This is a genomic window from Pseudomonas sp. N-1-13, assembly GCF_057787095.1.
Genome location: NZ_JBYNRI010000001.1, coordinates 221,230 through 237,658, shown reverse-complemented (window position 1 = coordinate 237,658; position 16,429 = coordinate 221,230). Strand labels below are relative to the sequence as shown.

The 16,429-nt window shown below is 60.5% G+C and carries 16 protein-coding genes; 3 read left to right on the top strand and 13 right to left on the bottom strand.

Annotated features, from left to right (window positions below; genetic code table 11):
* Positions 1 to 32: 32 nt before the first annotated feature.
* Positions 33 to 374, top strand: coding sequence for a carboxymuconolactone decarboxylase family protein (locus tag AC3I65_RS01100; protein WP_047226049.1), 342 nt, complete (start codon positions 33 to 35; stop codon positions 372 to 374).
* Between the two features lie 213 nt (positions 375 to 587).
* On the opposite strand, the gene AC3I65_RS01095 is transcribed toward AC3I65_RS01100, so the two are convergent.
* From AC3I65_RS01095 to AC3I65_RS01060, 8 genes are all read right to left on the bottom strand, one after another.
* A complete protein-coding gene (locus tag AC3I65_RS01095) occupies positions 588 to 1,472 on the bottom strand; it encodes an ABC transporter permease subunit (protein WP_047226050.1) in 885 nt (294 codons plus the stop codon).
* Positions 1,469 to 2,389 carry an ABC transporter permease subunit gene (locus AC3I65_RS01090; RefSeq protein ID WP_047226051.1) on the bottom strand — a complete coding sequence of 307 codons (921 nt, stop codon included), beginning with the start codon at positions 2,387 to 2,389 and terminating at the stop codon, positions 1,469 to 1,471. Before AC3I65_RS01090 ends, AC3I65_RS01095 begins: the two co-directional genes overlap by 4 nt.
* Positions 2,386 to 3,528, bottom strand: a complete 1,143-nt coding sequence (locus AC3I65_RS01085) for an ABC transporter ATP-binding protein (RefSeq protein WP_047226052.1) — start codon at positions 3,526 to 3,528, stop codon at positions 2,386 to 2,388. Before AC3I65_RS01085 ends, AC3I65_RS01090 begins: the two co-directional genes overlap by 4 nt.
* Positions 3,529 to 3,599: 71 nt before the next feature.
* Positions 3,600 to 4,667, bottom strand: a complete 1,068-nt coding sequence (locus tag AC3I65_RS01080; RefSeq protein WP_139049040.1) for a polyamine ABC transporter substrate-binding protein — start codon at positions 4,665 to 4,667, stop codon at positions 3,600 to 3,602.
* Between the two features lie 214 nt (positions 4,668 to 4,881).
* Positions 4,882 to 5,994, bottom strand: coding sequence for a polyamine ABC transporter substrate-binding protein (locus tag AC3I65_RS01075; RefSeq protein WP_076386499.1), 1,113 nt, complete (start codon positions 5,992 to 5,994; stop codon positions 4,882 to 4,884).
* A 181-nt stretch (positions 5,995 to 6,175) separates the two neighbouring features.
* Positions 6,176 to 7,540: an aspartate aminotransferase family protein gene (locus AC3I65_RS01070; protein WP_047226055.1), complete on the bottom strand. Its 1,365-nt coding sequence runs from the start codon at positions 7,538 to 7,540 to the stop codon at positions 6,176 to 6,178.
* Positions 7,541 to 7,600: 60 nt separating this feature from the next.
* Positions 7,601 to 8,959: a glutamine synthetase family protein gene (locus AC3I65_RS01065; protein WP_047226056.1), complete on the bottom strand. Its 1,359-nt coding sequence runs from the start codon at positions 8,957 to 8,959 to the stop codon at positions 7,601 to 7,603.
* 41 nt (positions 8,960 to 9,000) lie between these two features.
* Complete coding sequence (locus AC3I65_RS01060; protein WP_076383050.1) at positions 9,001 to 9,777, bottom strand: gamma-glutamyl-gamma-aminobutyrate hydrolase family protein; 777 nt, start codon at positions 9,775 to 9,777, stop codon at positions 9,001 to 9,003.
* A 278-nt stretch (positions 9,778 to 10,055) separates the two neighbouring features.
* Between AC3I65_RS01060 and AC3I65_RS01055 the strand changes: the two genes are divergently transcribed.
* Together AC3I65_RS01055 and AC3I65_RS01050 are read left to right on the top strand one after the other, a co-directional pair.
* Positions 10,056 to 11,432: a glutamine synthetase family protein gene (locus AC3I65_RS01055; RefSeq protein ID WP_047226058.1), complete on the top strand. Its 1,377-nt coding sequence runs from the start codon at positions 10,056 to 10,058 to the stop codon at positions 11,430 to 11,432.
* Positions 11,433 to 11,670: 238 nt separating this feature from the next.
* A complete protein-coding gene (locus AC3I65_RS01050) occupies positions 11,671 to 12,303 on the top strand; it encodes a TetR/AcrR family transcriptional regulator (RefSeq protein ID WP_047226059.1) in 633 nt (210 codons plus the stop codon).
* Between the two features lie 98 nt (positions 12,304 to 12,401).
* On the opposite strand, the gene AC3I65_RS01045 is transcribed toward AC3I65_RS01050, so the two are convergent.
* Genes AC3I65_RS01045 through AC3I65_RS01025 form a run of 5 tightly spaced genes read right to left on the bottom strand, consistent with a single transcriptional unit; the run spans position 12,402 to position 16,374 of the window.
* Complete coding sequence (locus AC3I65_RS01045) at positions 12,402 to 12,617, bottom strand: TOBE domain-containing protein (RefSeq protein WP_003177394.1); 216 nt, start codon at positions 12,615 to 12,617, stop codon at positions 12,402 to 12,404.
* Between the two features lie 25 nt (positions 12,618 to 12,642).
* Positions 12,643 to 13,449, bottom strand: a complete 807-nt coding sequence (gene ssuB / locus AC3I65_RS01040) for an aliphatic sulfonates ABC transporter ATP-binding protein (protein ID WP_107321383.1) — start codon at positions 13,447 to 13,449, stop codon at positions 12,643 to 12,645.
* The gene (ssuC, locus tag AC3I65_RS01035; protein ID WP_107321382.1) at positions 13,446 to 14,228 is read right to left on the bottom strand and encodes an aliphatic sulfonate ABC transporter permease SsuC; all 783 of its coding nucleotides are present in this window, start codon (positions 14,226 to 14,228) and stop codon (positions 13,446 to 13,448) included. Before ssuC ends, ssuB begins: the two co-directional genes overlap by 4 nt.
* 7 nt (positions 14,229 to 14,235) lie before the next feature.
* Positions 14,236 to 15,384, bottom strand: a complete 1,149-nt coding sequence (gene ssuD, locus AC3I65_RS01030) for an FMNH2-dependent alkanesulfonate monooxygenase (RefSeq protein ID WP_488523404.1) — start codon at positions 15,382 to 15,384, stop codon at positions 14,236 to 14,238.
* 24 nt (positions 15,385 to 15,408) lie between these two features.
* Positions 15,409 to 16,374, bottom strand: a complete 966-nt coding sequence (locus AC3I65_RS01025) for a sulfonate ABC transporter substrate-binding protein (RefSeq protein ID WP_173407486.1) — start codon at positions 16,372 to 16,374, stop codon at positions 15,409 to 15,411.
* Positions 16,375 to 16,429: the final 55 nt, after the last annotated feature.

Genomic DNA, 16,429 nt, shown 5'->3' with positions numbered 1-16,429 from the left:
TAACAACTACCCCTTTTTATGGAGTCAACCCCATGTTCATCAACTGGTCCGAACTGCTGCCCACCATCAAAAGTGCCTTCGGCGCCCTGGGCAAAAGCAATCCGAAAATGGTCAAGGCCTACATGGCCCTGGATGAAGCCGCGGCCGATAACAACGTGCTGGATGCCAAGACCCGGGAGCTGATCTCCATCGCCGTGGCGATCACGACCCGCTGCGACGGCTGCATCGGCGTGCATACCGATGCGGCCATCAAGGCCGGCGCCACCCGCGAAGAGATCGCCGCCACCCTGGCCACTGCGGTTTCGCTGAATGCCGGCGCGGCGTATATCTACTCCCTGCGGGCGCTGGAAGCGCATGATGCGTTGAAGAAGTGAGAGGCGATCACTGAGATCTTCATTGACTGCTACGCCGCTATCGCGAGCAGGCTCGCTCCCACCTTGGATTTGGGCCTGACCCTGGATTTGTGGGCAACAAAAAGACCTGTGGGAGCGGGCTTGCTCGCGAAGGCGGACTGACACTCAACCTCTTCGTCGACTGTCACACCGCTTGCGCGAGCAAGCCCGCTCCCACAGTGACTCAGCGTCCGGTCAGACCGGCGCGGCTGCCCGGCGCGGGTCTGGCTGTTTCCAGGAGTCGGCGGCGCTTTCTTCGATGGCTTGCTGGATCGCCCGCTTGCGGTTTTCTTCGGCGCGGTGGCTGAAGTACCAGACCAGGAAAGTCACCAACGATACGGCCAGCAGGATCAGGCTCGCCACGGCATTGATTTCCGGTTTGACCCCCAGGCGTACCGCCGAAAACACTTCCATCGGCAAGGTTGTCGAGCCCGGGCCGGAGACGAAACTCGCCAGCACCAGATCGTCCAGCGACAAGGCGAACGACATCATGCCCCCCGCCGCCAGCGATGGCGCGATCATCGGGATGGTGATCAGGAAGAACACCTTCCACGGCCGCGCACCCAGGTCCATGGCCGCTTCTTCGATAGACAGGTCCAGTTCACGCAAGCGTGCCGAGACCACCACCGCCACATAGGCCGAGCAGAACGTGGTGTGGGCGATCCAGATCGTGACGATGCCACGTTCCTGGGGCCAGCCGATCATCTGCGCCATCGCCACGAACAGCAGCAACAGCGACAGACCGGTGATCACTTCCGGCATCACCAATGGTGCGGTGACCAGGCCGCCGAACAGCGTGCGACCCTTGAAATGGGTAATACGGGTCAACACGAAGGCCGCCAGTGTCCCCAGGGCCACTGCGGCGATCGCCGTATAGCAGGCGATTTCCAGCGAGCGCACCACCGAGCCCATCAACTGGCTGTTGTCCAGCAGACCGACGTACCACTTGATCGACCAGCCGCCCCACACCGTCACCAGTTTCGAAGCGTTGAAGGAGTAAATCACCAGGATCAGCATTGGCGCATAGATGAACAGCAGACCCAGCACCAGCATCAGGCTTGAAAAACTGAAGCGCTTCATTCCTTGCCCTCCATTTCTTTGGCCTGACTGCGGTTGAACAGGATGATGGGCACGATCAGGATCGCCAGCATCACCACTGCCAGCGCGGACGCCACCGGCCAGTCACGGTTGTTGAAGAATTCCTGCCACAGCACTTTGCCGATCATCAGGGTTTCCGGGCCACCCAGCAGTTCCGGGATCACGAACTCGCCCACCACCGGGATGAATACCAGCATGCAGCCGGCGATGATGCCGTTCTTGGACAGCGGCACGGTGATTTTCCAGAAACTGTTGAAGGTGCTCGACCCCAGGTCGGACGCCGCTTCCAGCAGGCTCGGGTCATGCTTCACCAGGTTGGCGTAGAGCGGCAGGATCATGAACGGCAGGTACGAGTAGACGATGCCGATGTAGACCGCCAGGTTGGTGTTGAGGATCTGCAGCGGTTCGCTGATCCAGCCCATGCTCATCAAAAAGCCGTTGAGCAGACCGTTGTTGCTGAGGATACCCATCCACGCATAGACGCGGATCAGGATCGCGGTCCAGGTCGGCATCATGATCAGCAGCAGGAGCACCGTTTGCAGGTCCGGGCGGGCCTTGGCGATGGCGTAGGCCATCGGGTAGCCGATCAGCAGGCACAAGACGGTGCTGATCAGGGCCATCTTCAGCGAGCCGAGGTAGGCGGCGATGTACAGATCATCTTCGCTGAGCAGCACATAGTTACTGAAGTTGAGCAGCACCTGCAGCTTCTGGTCGATGTAGCTGTAGATCTCGGTGTACGGCGGAATGGCCACGTCGGCTTCGGCGAAACTGATCTTCAGGACGATGAAGAACGGCAGCATGAAGAACAGGAACAGCCAGATGAAGGGCACCCCGATGACCAGTTGACGGCCACCGGGCGTTATTCGGTCGAGTCGGCGTTTGAATTTGCGCATGTTCATGAGCGAAGCACCACGCCGCTGTCGTCTTCCCACCACACGAATACCTGGTCGCCCCAGGTCGGACGCTGACCCCGGCGCTCGGCGTTGGCGACAAAGGACTGCACCAGCTTGCCGCTCGGCAATTCGACGTAGAACACCGAATGGCCGCCCAGATAGGCAATGTCATGGACCTTGCCGCTGGACCAGTTGTGCTCGCAGTCCGGCTGCTCGGCGGTGACCAGCAGTTTTTCCGGGCGGATGGCGTAGGTGACCGATTTGTCCTGCACCGAGGTACTGATGCCGTGGCCCACGTAGATGTTGCGGTCCAGGTCCTTGCAAGTCAGCACCGCGTGGCCTTCGGCGTCGTCCACCACTTCGGTCTCGAAGATGTTGACGTTGCCGATGAACTCGCAGACCAGCCGGCTGGTGGGGGTTTCGTAGATGTCGATCGGGCTGCCGATCTGGGCGATCCAGCCCAGGTGCATGATCGCGATGCGCTCGGCCATGGTCATGGCCTCTTCCTGATCGTGGGTCACCATGACGCAGGTTACGCCGACCCGCTCGATGATCTCGACCAGCTCAAGCTGCATCTGCGAGCGCAGCTTCTTGTCCAAGGCCCCCATCGGTTCGTCGAGCAGCAACAGCTTGGGCCGCTTGGCCAAGGAACGGGCCAGGGCCACACGTTGACGCTGGCCGCCGGAGAGCTGATGCGGCTTGCGCTTGGCGTACTGGCTCATCTGCACCAGCTTGAGCATTTCGGCCACGCGGGCGTCGATCTCGGCTTTCGGGATTTTGTCCTGCTGCAGGCCGAAAGCAATGTTCTGCGCCACGGTCATGTGGGGGAACAAGGCGTAGGACTGGAACATCATGTTGATCGGCCGCTCATAGGGCGGCATGTCGGTGATGTCTACACCGTCGAGGAAAATGCGCCCCTCCGTGGGCCGTTCGAAACCCGCCAGCATGCGGAGCAAGGTGGATTTGCCCGATCCCGAACCGCCGAGCAGGGCGAAGATTTCGCCTTTCTTGATTTCCAGGGACACATCGTCCACGGCAATCGTCTCGTCGAACTTTTTCGTGACCCGGTCGATTTTGACCAGCACCTGCTTGGGTGTCTGGTCGCCCTCGAGGGCTTTCTTATAGGCGCCGGAGGCAACTGCCATTTACGAAACTCCCACAAAATTTGCAGCTCGCCCTGCGCGGACGAGCCTTGGAATAGTTAAAGCGCTTGACCCTATTTGCCTGACTTGACCCTGGTCCAGCTGCGGGTCATGACGCGCTGGATCTTGGGCGGCAGCTCGGAGTTGACGTACAGCTTGTCAATGACCGCTTGCGGTGGGTAAACCGCTTCGTCGGTGCGCACTTGCTGGTCCATCAACTCGCCGGCCTTGGGATTGGGGTTCGCATAGCCGACGGCGTCACTGACTTGGGCGATCACCTCAGGCTTGAGCAAATAGTTGATGAAGGCGTGGGCTTCTTTGACGTTGGAGGAATCGCGCGGGATCGCCAGCATGTCGAACCAGAGGTTGGCGCCTTCCTTGGGAATCACATAAGCGATCTCGATGCCCTTTTTCGCTTCTTCAGCACGTTCGCGGGCCTGGAAGATGTCACCGGAGAAACCGGCAGCCACGCAGATCTCGCCATTGGCCAGATCGGAGATGTATTTGGAAGAGTTGAAGTAGGTGACGTAAGGCCGGATCTTGAGAAGTTGAGCCTCGGCCTTCTTGTAGTCTTCAGGGTTCTGGCTGTTGGGGTCCAGGCCCAGGTAATTGAGCATCGCCGGGATCATCTCGTCGCCCGAATCGAGGAACGAAACGCCACAGCTGGAGAGTTTCTTGATGTTTTCCGGTTCGAACAGCATGGCCCACGAGTCGATCTTGTCGACGCCCAGCGCAGCCTTGACCTTCTCGACGTTGTAGCCGATGCCGTTGGTGCCCCACAGATAAGGCACGGCGTACTGATTGCCCGGATCATTCTTTTCCAGGCGCTTGAGCAGCACCGGGTCCAGGTTGGCGTAGTTGCTCAACTGCGACTTGTCGAGCTTCTGGAACGCCCCGGCCTTGATCTGTTTGCCCAGAAAATGGTTGGACGGCACGACCACGTCGTAGCCGGTACGACCGGCCAGCAGTTTGCCTTCCAGGGTTTCGTTGGAGTCGAAGACGTCGTACACCGGCTTGATCCCCGTGGCCTTTTCAAAGTCCGCCAGGGTGGTCTCGCCGATGTAATCCGACCAGTTATAAATATGCACGGTGGAGGCAGCCTGGACGCTGACGGCAAGCGTCAGTCCGGCACCGATCAGCATGGCATTGCGTAACAAAGAAAAAACAGGCACGTGGAGGTCCTCTTAAATAGTTGGGCCCAAGTTGCCCCCGTTACCTGGCAGCGATGTGCCCTGCAACAAAACCGGCGCGCAACTTACCCTCGATAAACCGATCCAGCAAAACTTTTAGTCATTTAATTATTCCCGTTGCCGCCGCCGCGATGCCGGCGACAACAGGAAGATGCCTCAGACCGGCTTACTTGCCAGACTTGATCTTGGTCCAGCTGCGGGTGATCAGACGCAACGTGCCGGCATCCAGATCACTGATTGCATACAGCTGCTTCTTCACTTCGTCAGACGGGTAGATGCTCGGATCGCTGGTGATGTCCTTGTCCACCAGTGGCGTGGCCGCCTTGTTGCCGTTCGGGAAACGTACGGCGTTGGTGATTTCAGCCATGATCTGCGGCTGCATCAGGAAGTTCATGAACTTGTAGGCGGATTCGACGTTCTCGGCGTCCTTGGGAATGGCGACCATGTCGTAGAAAGTGCCGGCGCCTTCTTTTGGAATGACGTAGCTGAGCTTGACCTTGTCTCCCGCTTCCTTGGCGCGCTCCTTGGACTGCTCCAGGTCACCGGAGTAACCCACCGCCACGCAGATGTTGCCGTTGGCCAGGTCCGAGATGTATTTGGAGGAGTGGAAATAGGCAACCGAAGGACGAATCTTCAGGAACAGGTCTTCAGCGGCCTTCAGGTCAGCCTTGTCCTTGCTGTCGGTCGGCTTGCCCAGGTAATGCAGTGCCGCCGGGATCATCTCGGTCGGTGCATCGAGGAAGCTCACGCCGCAGCTCTTGAGCTTGGCCATGTTTTCCGGTTTGAACACCACGTCCCACGAATCGATCTTGTCGATACCCAGTGCAGCCTTGACCTTCTCCGGGTTGTAGCCAATACCGATGGAGCCCCACATGTAGGGGAAGGCATATTTGTTGCCCTTGTCGCTGGCATCGCCCACGGCCTTGAGCAGGTCGGTGTCCAGGTTCTTCCAGTCCGGCAGCTTGGACTTGTCCAGCTCCTGGTAAACACCGGCCTTGATCTGCTTGGCCAGGAAGTTGTTCGACGGCACCACGATGTCATAGCCGGACTTGCCCGCCAGCAACTTGGCTTCCAGGGTCTCGTTGCTGTCGAACACGTCGTAGACGACCTTGATCCCCGTCTCTTTCTCGAACTTGGCGACCGTGTCCGGTGCAATGTAATCGGACCAGTTATAGACGTGCAGCACTTTGTCGTCCGCCTGAACAGCACTCGCCATCACGCCCGTCAGGGACATGGCGAGGAGGGTCTTGCCAGCCATCTTCATACCTAATGTCTTCATGCCTAATGCCTTCATGAAAAATGCTCCAGTTATTCTTCTTAGCCGTCGTTCAGTAGCCGGCTCGCGGGCAACTTGAACAGCCGGTAGTCTGGCAAGTTACAGGCCAGCCTTTCAACAAAAGCCCAGCCTTTTGTTCACGCCGGACGAGGCCCGTACGGGCGCCTCGCTCAGAGCCTAGCACTTAGCCTTGCAACGCACTGAGCGTCAGGTCCAGGCAGTGCCGCGCCTTGGTCACCAGCTCATCGATCTCGGCCTTGCTGATCACCAGCGGCGGCGCAATGATCATGGTGTCACCCACGGCGCGCATGATCAGCCCGTTATCAAAACAGAACTGCCGGCAGATCATGCCCACACCCCTGCCTTCGTAGCGCTTGCGCGTGGCCTTGTCCTGTACCAGTTCGATCGCCCCCAGCAAGCCGACACCGCGTACCTCACCCACCAGCGGATGATCGTTCAGTTCCCGCAGGCGCTGTTGCAAATAGGGTGCCGTTTCGCCATGAACACGCTCGACGATCTTTTCGTCGCGCAGAATGCGTATGTTTTCCAAGGCCACCGCAGCGGCTACCGGGTGACCGGAATAGGTAAACCCGTGGTTGAAGTCGCCGCCTTCGTTGAGCACCGCCACCACATCGTCACGCACGATCAGGCCGCCCATGGGGATGTAACCGGAGGTCAAGCCCTTGGCGATGGTCATCATGTGGGGTTTCAACCCGTAATGATCGGTACCGAACCACTCACCGGTGCGACCGAAACCACAGATCACTTCATCGGCCACGAACAGGATGTCGTACTTGGCGAGGATTTCCTTCATGCGCGGCCAGTAGCTGTCCGGCGGCACGATGACTCCGCCCGCGCCCTGGATCGGCTCGGCGATGAAGGCACCGACATTGTCCACGCCGATTTCCAGGATCTTTTCTTCCAGCTGGTTGGCCGCCCATACGCCGAACTCTTCCGGGCTCATGTCGCCGCCCTCGCCGAACCAGTACGGTTGGGCGATGTGGACAATGCCGGGGATCGGCAGGTCGCCCTGCTCGTGCATGTACGTCATGCCGCCCAGGCTCGCGCCGGCCACGGTCGAACCGTGATAACCGTTCTTGCGGCTGATGATGACTTTTTTGTTCGGCTGGCCCTTGATCGCCCAGTAGTGGCGGACCATGCGCAGCATGGTGTCGTTGCCTTCGGAGCCGGAGCCGGTGAAGAACACGTGGTTCATGCCTTCAGGGGCGATGTCGGCGATGGCTTTGGACAATTCCAGCACCGGCGGGTGAGCGGTCTGGAAGAACAGATTGTAGTACGGCAGCTCGCGCATCTGCTGACTGGCGGCGTCGGCCAGTTCGTCGCGGCCGTAGCCGACGGCCACACACCAGAGGCCGGCCATGCCATCGAGGATCTTGTTGCCTTCACTGTCCCACAGGTAAACGCCCTTGGCGTGGGTGATGATGCGCGGGCCTTTCTCTTTGAGCTGCTTGAAGTCGCTGAATGGCGCCAGGTGGTGATCGTTGCTCAGGGCCTGCCATTTACGGGTTTGCGGATTGTTGCCGGTCATGCGAATTCTCCTTGTAGATCGGTGGGGACGGAACTGCCTGAAGCAGTCCCGTCCGGCGCTTCAGACGGCAAAGAGCAGGAATTCCCGCTCCCACGAACTGATGACGCGCTTGAAGTTTTCATGCTCGGCCCGCTTGACCGCGACGTAGCCTGTGATGAATTTCTTGCCCAGGTATTTCTCGATGGTGGCGCTGTTTTCCATGCGCTCGAGGGCATCTTCGATGGTCAGTGGCAGGCGCAGGTTGCGACGTTCATACCCTCGCCCCACCACCGGCGCGCTCGGGTTGATGCCTTCGACCATGCCGATGTAGCCGCACAACAGGCTGGCGGCGATCGCCAGGTACGGGTTGGCGTCGGCGCCCGGCAAACGGTTTTCCACCCGACGGTTCTGCGGCCCGGCTTCCGGCACGCGCAGGCCCACGGTGCGGTTCTCTTCACCCCATTCCACGTTCACCGGCGCCGACGTATCCGGCAGGAAGCGGCGGAACGAGTTCACGTTGGGGGCAAACAGCGGCAGCAGCTCGGGGATGAACTTCTGCAGACCTCCAATGTGATTCAGGAACAGCGTGCTCATGGTCCCGTCTTCATTGGAAAAGACGTTCTTGCCGGTGTCTTTGTCGATGATGCTCTGGTGCAGGTGCATCGCACTGCCGGGCTCGCCGGTCATGGGCTTGGCCATGAAAGTGGCGGCTACGTTGTGCTTGAGCGCCGCTTCGCGCATGGTGCGCTTGAACACCAGGATCTGGTCGGCCAGGGACAAGGCGTCGCCGTGACGGAAATTGATCTCCATCTGCGCCGTGCCGTCCTCATGGATCAGCGTGTCGAGGTCCAGCTCCTGCAGTTCGCACCAGTCGTAGACGTCTTCGAACAACGGGTCGAATTCGTTGGCCGCTTCGATCGAGAACGACTGACGGCCGGTTTCCGGGCGACCGGAGCGGCCAATGGGCGGCTGCAACGGGAAGTCCGGGTCGTCGCTGCGCTTGGTCAGGTAGAACTCCATTTCCGGCGCGACGATCGGCTGCCAGCCCTTGTCGGCATAGAGCTTGAGCACTTTCTTGAGCACGTTGCGCGGCGACAGTTCGATGGGATTGCCATGCTTGTCGTAGGAGTCGTGGATAACCTGGGCGGTGGGCTCGATGGCCCAGGGCACAAGGAACACTGCGTTTTCGTCCGGGCGGCACATCATGTCGATGTCGGCAGGGTCGAGCAGTTCGTAATAGATGTCGTCTTCGACATAGTCGCCCGTAACGGTCTGGAGCAGAACGCTCTCGGGCAGGCGCATGCCTTTTTCGGCAATGAACTTGTTGGTCGGCGAAATCTTGCCCCGGGTGATGCCGGTCAGGTCGCCAATCATGCATTCGACTTCTGTGATCTTATGGTCTTTCAACCAATCGGTGAGCTGGTCGAGGTTGTTACTCATAAATGCCTCTAGGCGTGAGTTTCCTGGCTGCTATTTAGTAGTCAGGCGTTGTTTGACGCATCGGCGTCGCGTTGTGTTGCCCTTGCCCGGCAGGCATCGCCAAATGCCTGGAAAATCGCAAGGTAGTACGGGTTGGAGCTTACCTCCCATTCAGGGTGCCATTGCACACCTAAAGCAAAAGCCTTGCCTCCTGGCACCGAAACAGCCTCGATCAGGCCATCCGGCGCCACCGCTTCGGCCTGCAACCCAGGTGCCAGACGCTCGATACCCTGGCTATGGATCGAATTGACCTGAATCGCCAGCGGCAGCCCCAGCCCTGCCAGAATACCGCCAGGCTGGATATGCACAGCGTGGGCAGGACCGTATTGGACATCCACCGCTTGAGTGTCGTCTTCACGATGATCGATGAACGTTCCGACTTCATGAACTTTCTGATGCAGGCTGCCGCCAAAGGCTACGTTCATCTCCTGGAACCCACGGCAGATACCCAGCACCGGGATGCCGGCCGCTACAGCGGCACGGATCAACGGCAGGGTGGTGGCATCCCGTGCAGGATCATGAGCAGTGCCCGGCGCGCTGGCGGGGCCCTGATAGTGAAAAGGTTCTACATTAGAAGGAGAGCCGGTAAAAAGAATGCCGTCCAGGGCGTCCAGAATATCGGACGGCGGGAACAGATCCGCCAGGGACGGAATCAGCACTGGCAAGCCCTTGGCGGCTGTCGCGACAGCCCGGGAATATTTATCGCCACTGACGTGATACGCATGCAGACCCATCTGCCTGGAGCAGGTGGTGACGCCGATTAACGGCAGGCGAGACATGAAGCACCCCGGTATTATTGCTGTTATGGGTTTGAATCGAGCTTAGCCTTGTTCATTTTTTTACACAACACCCCCGTAAAAAATACAACACGGCCCGCTCAAGCCTGCGGGCGCCATCTCCTCCAAAGGGAAAAAAACGCCCCAAATTGCCTCAAAAAAGCCCCGCAGGTGCTTTTTTAGAGCAAAAAAGGCCCAGCTTGACTTCGGCATGCCGTTCGGGTTGACTGGGTTTAGAAGAGATCAATGATTGATATTTTTAACAACAAAGGTGTTGCATCATGTCGGTACCCCCGCGTGCCGTTCAGCTTAACGAAGCGAACGCGTTCCTTAAGGAACATCCTGAGGTTCTGTACGTTGACCTTCTGATTGCGGATATGAATGGTGTGGTGCGCGGCAAGCGCATTGAACGCACCAGCCTCCACAAGGTTTACGAGAAAGGCATCAACCTGCCGGCCTCTTTATTTGCCCTGGATATCAACGGCTCCACGGTGGAAAGCACCGGCCTGGGCCTGGACATCGGCGACGCTGACCGGATCTGTTATCCAATCCCTGACACCCTGTGCAACGAGCCCTGGCAGAAGCGCCCTACCGCGCAACTGCTAATGACCATGCACGAACTTGAAGGTGACCCTTTCTTCGCCGACCCTCGCGAAGTCCTGCGCCAGGTCGTGACCAAGTTCGATGAGCTGGGCCTGACCATCTGCGCGGCATTCGAACTGGAGTTCTACCTGATCGACCAGGAGAACGTGAATGGACGCCCACAACCGCCCCGCTCGCCGATCTCCGGCAAACGCCCGCACTCGACACAGGTCTACCTGATCGACGACCTCGACGAATACGTCGATTGCCTCCAGGACATTCTGGAGGGAGCCAAGGAGCAAGGCATTCCCGCCGATGCCATCGTCAAGGAAAGTGCCCCGGCGCAGTTCGAAGTGAACCTGCACCACGTGGCCGACCCGATCAAGGCCTGCGACTACGCGGTACTGCTCAAGCGCCTGATCAAGAACATCGCCTACGACCATGAAATGGACACCACCTTCATGGCCAAGCCGTATCCGGGCCAGGCGGGCAATGGCCTGCACGTCCACATTTCGATCCTGGATAAAGATGGCAAGAATATTTTTGCCAGCGAGGATCCCGAGCAGAACGCCGCACTGCGTCACGCGATCGGCGGTGTGCTCGAGACCCTGCCGGCGCAGATGGCTTTCCTCTGCCCGAACGTGAACTCCTACCGTCGTTTCGGCGCACAGTTCTACGTGCCGAACTCGCCGACCTGGGGCCTGGACAACCGCACCGTGGCCCTGCGCGTACCCACCGGCTCCGCCGATGCGGTGCGTCTGGAACACCGCGTGGCCGGCGCCGACGCCAACCCGTATCTACTGATGGCCGCCGTACTGGCTGGCGTGCACCATGGCCTGGTCAACAAGATCGAGCCCGGTGCGCCGGTGGAAGGCAACAGCTACGAGCAGAACGAGCAAAGCCTGCCGAACAACCTGCGCGATGCCCTGCGCGAGCTGGACGACAGCGAAGTCATGGCCAAGTACATCGATCCGAAATACATCGATATCTTCGTGGCCTGCAAGGAAAGCGAGCTGGAGGAGTTCGAACACTCCATCTCCGACCTTGAGTACAACTGGTACCTGCATACCGTGTAAGCGGGTTGCAGTAAAAAACGCCGCAGGCCTTCGAGGCTGCGGCGTTTTTTTATGCCTTGGGGTGGATGGCCGCCTTCGGCGGATCGCGAGCAGGCTCGCTCCCACAGGGAACTGTGGTGAGCATGATTAACTGACCACCAAAGATCCAATGTGGGAGCGAGCCTGCTCGCGATGACGGCCTTGAAGACAACACTGAACCCGGCTCGTACAATGCCCGGCAGCCCCGCAGGAGACACCGATGACGCGCACCGCCACCCCTCGCAAGCCTCGCGCCCGCAGCCAGGCCCGGATCGACTCGATTCTCGATGCCGCCCGCACGCTGCTCGCTGCCGAAGGCGTGGCCAGCCTGTCGATCTACAGCGTCGCCGAACGCGCCGGGATCCCGCCCTCCTCGGTGTATCACTTCTTCGCCAGCGTCCCGGCCCTGCTGCAAGGGCTGACCGCCGACGTCCACGCGGCCTTTCGCGCCTGCCTGCAAGTGCCGATCGATCATGCGCGACTGAACCACTGGCACGACCTGTCGCGGCAGGTGGAGCAACGCATGCTGACCATCTACAGCCAGGACGCCGCCGCCCGCCAACTGATCCTGGCCCAACATGGCCTGACTGAAGTCATCCAGGCCGACCGTCAGCACGATCTCGAACTCGGCGAATTGTTGCACAAGCTCTTCGCTCGCCATTTCGAACTGCCGGCACTGCCCCATGACGTTGATGTGTTCGCCCTGGCCATGGAACTGGGCGACCGCGTCTACGCCCGCTCGGTGCAGCAACACGGCCAGATCACCCCGCGCATGGCCGAAGAAGGCATGCGGGTGTTCGATGCTTACCTGGGGTTGTATCTGCCGCCGTATTTGCCCAAGCGCTCTGATTGATCGAACGCGGAGCATCCGCAGAGGCGTTAGCACGCAGAGCGTGGGAACGATAAGCCCCGAAGGGCTCATGCCGTCCGGGGCTGTGGGTGAAACATCGCTCACAACTTGGCGATAGACACCTCCGTGGATTTGACGAAGGCGATCACTTCGCTGCCGATCGCCAGCTCCAGCTCCTTGACGGAACGAGTGGTGATGACCGAGGTGACAATACCCGAGGCAGTCTGTACGTCGATTTCCGACAGCACGTCGCCCTCGACGATTTCCTTGATGGTGCCTTTGAACTGGTTGCGTACGTTGATGGCTTTGATAGTCATGGTGTCGATTCCTGTCTGGATGAAGTTATTGCGCCCAACGCAGTTGCGTAGGCAAGGGTGAAATCGGTTCGGGCTCCGGCGGTTGGCCGGGCAAGGACAGCACGCGGTTGAGAACTTCGGTTTCCAGGCTCGCCAGCCGATGAGAGCCGCGAGCCCGTGGGCGTGGCAGGTCGATGGCCAAGTCGAGGCCGATCCGGCCGTCCTCGATCAGGATCACCCGGTCGGCGATGGCCACCGCCTCGCTGACGTCATGGGTCACCAGCAGCACGGTGAAGCCGTGTTGCTGCCACAGGCGCTCGATCAATTGCTGCATCTCGATCCGGGTCAGGGCGTCCAGCGCCCCCAAGGGTTCGTCGAGCAGCAACAGGCGTGGCTGATGAATCAGCGCGCGGGCCAGGGCCACCCGTTGTTTCTGTCCGCCAGACAGCGCCGCCGGCCACTCATGAGCGCGGTCGGCCAAACCGACGGCTTCCAGTGCTTGCAACGCCTGCGGGCGCCAGTTGCCCTTTAGGCCGAGGCCAACGTTGTCGATGATTTTTTTCCAGGGCAGCAAACGCGCCTCCTGGAACATCAACCGCGTGTCCTGTTGTGCGGCACTCAACGGTGCCGAACCCGCCAGTAATTGGCCGTCAGTGGGTTGATCGAGGCCAGCCAGCAAGCGCAGCAAAGTACTTTTGCCGCAGCCGCTGCGCCCGACCACTGCCACGAACTGCCCGGCCGGTATATGCAGGTCAATGTCACGCAGAACCTGGCGCGAACCGAAGTTTTTTTGCAATTTGCGCACGGCCAGCGGGATACCGCGCAGCAAGCGTGGAGGTTGTTGGGCGGTCATGCGGGACCTCCCTTGCTCACTTGATACGCCGGGTGCCAGCGCAGCCAGACCCGCTCAAGCCCGCGGGCGGCAAGGTCGGCCAGTTTGCCGAGCACGGCGTACAGAAGAATCGCCAGGACCACCACGTCGGTCTGCAGGAATTCCCGGGCATTCATCGCCAGATAACCGATGCCGGCACTGGCTGAAATGGTTTCCGCCACGATCAGCGTCAGCCACATGAAGCCCAACGCAAAGCGCACGCCCACCAGGATCGAAGGCAAGGCGCCGGGCAGGATCACTTGGCGAAACAGGCTGAAGCCGGACAAGCCGTAGCTGCGCGACATTTCCACCAGCGCCGGATCGACGTTACGAATCCCGTGGTAGGTGTTGAGGTAGATGGGGAACAGCGTGCCCAGCGCCACCAGGAAAATTTTCGCTGACTCATCGATGCCGAACCACAGGATCACCAGCGGAATCAGCGCCAGGTGCGGCACGTTACGCACCATCTGCACCGAGCTGTCCAACAGTCGCTCGCCCCATGTCGACAAACCGGTGATGAAACCCAGGGTCAGGCCGATGCCGCCGCCGATCAGGAAGCCCACCGCTGCGCGCCAACCGCTGATGGCCAAGTGCGTCCAGATTTCGCCGCTGCGCACCAGGTTGACCCCGGCTTCGATGACGGCCACGGGGGCCGGCAGGATCCGCGTGGACAACCAGCCTGCCGATACCGACAGTTGCCACACCGCCAGCAACAGCAGCGGCACCGCCCAGGGCGCCAGGTTGTGGATAATTTTCTTCATGGCCGCCTCAGCTCTGGGACGCGGCTTTGGGAAGAATGTCGTTGGCGACCATTTCACCAAACGGGCTCACATAGCCCTGGCTCTTCGGCAACTCCGGGCGCTCCACGTCCAGGTGTGGGAACAGCAGTTCCGCCACGCGATAGGACTCTTCCAGGTGTGGATAACCGGAGAAGATAAAGGTGTCGATACCAAGGTCGGCGTACTCCTTGACCCGGGCCGCCACGGTCGGGCCATCGCCCACCAACGCCGTTCCGGCGCCGCCGCGCACCAGGCCGACACCGGCCCACAGGTTGGGGCTGACTTCCAACTTGTCGCGTCGGCCGCCATGCAACGCGGCCATACGTTGCTGGCCCACCGAATCGAAACGCGCCAGGGAGGCCTGGGCACGGGCAATGGTGTCGTCGTCCAGGTGGGAGATCAGCCGGTCGGCCGCTCGCCAGGCTTCGGCGTTGGTTTCACGCACGATCACATGCAGGCGGATGCCGAAGCGCACGGTACGGCCAAGCTTCGCGGCCTTGGCCCGCACTTGTTCGATTTTTTGCGCGACGGCTGCGGGCGGCTCACCCCAGGTCAGCACCATTTCCACCTGTTCGGCCGCAAGATCCTGGGCAGCTTCCGACGAGCCGCCGAAATACAGCGGCGGACGCGGTTGCTGAATCGGCGGATAGAGCAGCTTGGCGCCCTTCACACTGATGTGCTCACCGTCATAATCCACGGTTTCGCCTTCCAGCACCCCGCGCCAGATGCGGGTGAATTCCACCGACGCCTGGTAGCGTTGCTCGTGGTCCAGGAACAGGCCGTCGCCAGCCAGTTCGTCCGGGTCGCCGCCGGTCACCAGGTTGAACAGCGCACGTCCACCGGACAACCGGTCGAGCGTCGCGGCCTGGCGCGCCGCCACCGTCGGGGAAATGATCCCGGGGCGCAGGGCGACGAGGAACTTCAGGCGCTGGGTCACCGGAATCAACGAAGCGGCCACCAGCCAGGAGTCCTCGCAGGAACGCCCGGTAGGAATCAGCACACCGCCGAAACCCAGTCGATCCGCCGCCTGGGCTACCTGCTGCAGGTAGCCGTGATCGACGGCGCGGGCGCCTTCAGCAGTGCCAAGGTAATGGCCATCGCCGTGGGTGGGCAGGAACCAGAAAATATTGAGGCTCATGGAGTGGTCTCCTAAGGGATCGAATTACTGCGCTTTCGCAACGGCCGCCGGCGGCGTCCAGATCACGTCCTTGATGCTCAAGGGTTTGGGGATCAATTTGAGCTGGTAGAAGCGGTCAGCGATTTTCTGCTGCGCCGCCACCACTTCCGGCGTGAGGAACAACGCCCCGTAGCCTTGGCGTTTCACCGCCGTCAGGGTGATGTCCGCCGGCAGGCCGAGCAGCGGCGCTACCTGCTGGGTCACCTCTTCAGGGTTGGCCTTGGACCACTCCCCCACCGCGCGCACTTCTTCCACCAGCGTCGTGATGACCTGGGGATTTTTTTGCGCATAGGGTTTGGTGGCGAGGTAGAACTGGTGGTTATCGACGATGCCTTTGCCGTCACGCAGGGTGCGTGCCTGCAACTGTTGCTCAGCGGCCGCCTGATACGGATCCCAGATCACCCAGGCGTCCACGCTGCCACGTTCGAACGCCGCACGGGCATCGGCCGGTGGTAGGAAAACGGTCTGGATATCGGCGTACTTGAGGCCTGCATCTTCGAGTGCCCGGACCAGCAGATAATGGACATTGGAGCCTTTGTTCAGCGCGACTTTCTTGCCCTTGAGGTCCTGCACCGATTGGATGGGCGAGCCCTTGGGCACCAGGATCGCCTCGCTGTCAGGCGCGGGCGGCTCGTAAGCAACATAAAGCAGGTCAGCGCCGGCCGCCTGGGCGAATACCGGAGGGGTTTCGCCGGTCACACCAAAATCGATGGAGCCGACGTTCAAGCCTTCAAGCAGTTGGGGGCCGCCGGGAAACTCGGTCCATTGCACGTCCACGCCCTGGGCGGCGAGGCGCTTTTCCAAAGTACCCTTGGCCTTGAGCAGCACCAACGTGCCGTATTTTTGGTAACCGATCCGAAGGGTCTCGGCTTGAGCCTGGGTGATGGCGCCGAAGGACACAGCCGCAGCAAACAGAGCGACCAGCCCGCGACGCAAAATGACAGTGCGCATGGCGCCTCTCCTTTTGCTGTGGGGTTTTGGCTGCACCTGCTTGGCCGTTGGCGGC

Excerpts from the sequence above, each read along its gene's own strand:
- AC3I65_RS01080 (WP_139049040.1), bottom strand. The coding sequence starts at position 4,667 with ATGCTGATCGGTGCCGGACTGACGCTTGCCGTCAGCGTCCAGGCTGCC.
- ssuB (WP_107321383.1), bottom strand. The coding sequence starts at position 13,449 with ATGACCGCCCAACAACCTCCACGCTTGCTGCGCGGTATCCCGCTGGCC.
- AC3I65_RS01065 (WP_047226056.1), bottom strand. The coding sequence starts at position 8,959 with ATGAGTAACAACCTCGACCAGCTCACCGATTGGTTGAAAGACCATAAG.
- AC3I65_RS01025 (WP_173407486.1), bottom strand. The coding sequence starts at position 16,374 with ATGCGCACTGTCATTTTGCGTCGCGGGCTGGTCGCTCTGTTTGCTGCG.
- ssuD (WP_488523404.1), bottom strand. The coding sequence starts at position 15,384 with ATGAGCCTCAATATTTTCTGGTTCCTGCCCACCCACGGCGATGGCCAT.
- ssuC (WP_107321382.1), bottom strand. The coding sequence starts at position 14,228 with ATGAAGAAAATTATCCACAACCTGGCGCCCTGGGCGGTGCCGCTGCTG.
- AC3I65_RS01085 (WP_047226052.1), bottom strand. The coding sequence starts at position 3,528 with ATGGCAGTTGCCTCCGGCGCCTATAAGAAAGCCCTCGAGGGCGACCAG.
- AC3I65_RS01060 (WP_076383050.1), bottom strand. The coding sequence starts at position 9,777 with ATGTCTCGCCTGCCGTTAATCGGCGTCACCACCTGCTCCAGGCAGATG.
- AC3I65_RS01055 (WP_047226058.1), top strand. The coding sequence starts at position 10,056 with ATGTCGGTACCCCCGCGTGCCGTTCAGCTTAACGAAGCGAACGCGTTC.
- AC3I65_RS01095 (WP_047226050.1), bottom strand. The coding sequence starts at position 1,472 with ATGAAGCGCTTCAGTTTTTCAAGCCTGATGCTGGTGCTGGGTCTGCTG.
- AC3I65_RS01045 (WP_003177394.1), bottom strand. The coding sequence starts at position 12,617 with ATGACTATCAAAGCCATCAACGTACGCAACCAGTTCAAAGGCACCATC.
- AC3I65_RS01090 (WP_047226051.1), bottom strand. The coding sequence starts at position 2,389 with ATGAACATGCGCAAATTCAAACGCCGACTCGACCGAATAACGCCCGGT.
- AC3I65_RS01070 (WP_047226055.1), bottom strand. The coding sequence starts at position 7,540 with ATGACCGGCAACAATCCGCAAACCCGTAAATGGCAGGCCCTGAGCAAC.
- AC3I65_RS01100 (WP_047226049.1), top strand. The coding sequence starts at position 33 with ATGTTCATCAACTGGTCCGAACTGCTGCCCACCATCAAAAGTGCCTTC.
- AC3I65_RS01050 (WP_047226059.1), top strand. The coding sequence starts at position 11,671 with ATGACGCGCACCGCCACCCCTCGCAAGCCTCGCGCCCGCAGCCAGGCC.
- AC3I65_RS01075 (WP_076386499.1), bottom strand. The coding sequence starts at position 5,994 with ATGAAGACATTAGGTATGAAGATGGCTGGCAAGACCCTCCTCGCCATG.